Source organism: Robbsia andropogonis (assembly GCF_000970345.1).
GTDB classification, from domain to species: domain Bacteria; phylum Pseudomonadota; class Gammaproteobacteria; order Burkholderiales; family Burkholderiaceae; genus Robbsia; species Robbsia andropogonis.
The window spans coordinates 1-1,707 of the sequence record NZ_LAQU01000162.1; the positions used below are offsets into that span (position 1 = coordinate 1).

Below are 1,707 nucleotides of genomic sequence, written 5' to 3' on the forward strand. Positions count from 1 at the left end.
AATGCTTAGTGGCGTTATATTCCGCGCGCATTTCGCGTTACCATTTTCTTTCTTCCAGTCTCGACTTTAGCAGCTCGTACTTTTGTTGCGAAGTATCGGACAAAGCCTCCTCACGATTAGACGGGCTGTCGTCATTACGGCACTGGTTCGGAAAACTGGCTTACTGTTAAATCCCACTTCCTTCCGTCGATCAGATTGTAGAAGTGCTTACCACCCGACGTTTGTGTAGCGAGAATTTGACCACCGAAATAATCTTGGACGATAAGGGAAGTAACGCTGCAATGGTTCTGTGCTGGACTCGATGGCGACCAGACGTCGATCGGGACTGGACGTGTCTCCAGCCCATACTCGTGAAATCGCTCGTGTACAAGTCGAGGGGTGTAGCAAAGGTTTTCGATACAGAATTCATCTGATTTTGCTCTCTCGGTAAGCCAACAAGCGATGGGGCACCCAAAAAGCAAAAGCCCCGTCGTTGCCGGCAGGGCTTCGAAGCACATGTAGCTGCGAATCTCTAGCGTGTGCACGTCCCCAGCGGCGATCCCGAATGGGAATGCCAATGATGGTAAGTCGCAATGGTAGAAGACGTGAGGGCTTGCATGGGTTAGAAGTCTGCCTTCAGCTATTAAATCCGTCAACGAATTTCTGTCGAGTTGCTTGTTTCCCTTACGGCCGCTGTCGGGCGCGGCAACCAACGCTTTGGGGGCGATAGCCGATCTTCTCACCAGCGTTTCCCGCTCGCACTCGCTTGTGTCCGCTTTGCTGCCAGTTGCCGCCATTATCAGAGTCGGTACTGAATGGCGGTTATGGCCGAACTTCTGCCGGACACCAACCACAATCCAGGGACTCTAGTTCGGCCATAACGGTCATTCGGCGCTCACTCCGCCAATGCCCGCAGTCGGCCGCACAGCGGACATCGGCGACTAGAGACCGGAAATACTGACATGGGAAACTGGACTTCCCCCGGTCTGACGGACAAATCGGACCCTCACGCCGAAGGCATTTCAAAGGCCTCGGGACTGACGTCACCCAGATGACTGTGGCGTCGGGTTCGATTGTAAAAGACTTCGATGTAGTCGAAGATATCAGCGCGTGCTAAGTCGCGCGTCTTGTAGATACGTTTGCGGATACGTTCTTTTTTCAAACTGCTGAAAAACGACTCAGCAACGGCATTATCCCAACAATTCCCCCTACGACTCATGCTTGGCACTATCGAATGCGCACGGCAGAAACATTGCCAATCGTCGCCTCCATATTGGCTTCCCTGATCGGAGTGGACAATGACTTCGGACGTCGGCTTACGCCGCCATAGCGCCATCAATAATGCGTCCAGCGCGAGTTCGCGCGCCAACGTCGGCTTCATCGACCAGCCGATGACCTTCCGAGAATAAAGGTCGACGACGACCGCCAAATACAGCCAACCTTGCCAAGTGCGGATGTACGTGATGTCGGTGACCCAGACGGTATCAGGCTTGGCGACCTTGAATTCCCGGTTCACCCGGTTCGGTGCCAAGATGGATGGACGACCGGCGATGCGCGGCGGCGACTTGTATCCACGGACAGCCGTAATCTTGTTGGCCCGCATGATCCGCGCCACCCGATTTCGACCGCATGTCTCACCCGCTTCACGTAGGTCGCCGTACACGCGCAACGCCTTCAATACACGCCACATCATTGCAATGGGCCATCCCTGCGGTGCTCATTGATGAA

General features: G+C 54.4%; 1 protein-coding gene and 1 pseudogene. Both read right to left on the reverse strand.

Annotated elements, in window-relative coordinates:
- Positions 1-134: 134 nt before the first annotated feature.
- Positions 135-776 carry a YunG family protein gene (locus tag WM40_RS31955; RefSeq protein ID WP_236693726.1) on the reverse strand — a complete coding sequence of 214 codons (642 nt, stop codon included), beginning with the start codon at positions 774-776 and terminating at the stop codon, positions 135-137.
- Positions 777-985: 209 nt separating this feature from the next.
- Positions 986-1,645, reverse strand: a pseudogene (locus WM40_RS26770) (IS3 family transposase); the annotation flags it as partial.
- Between the last annotated feature and the right edge of the window lie 62 nt (positions 1,646-1,707).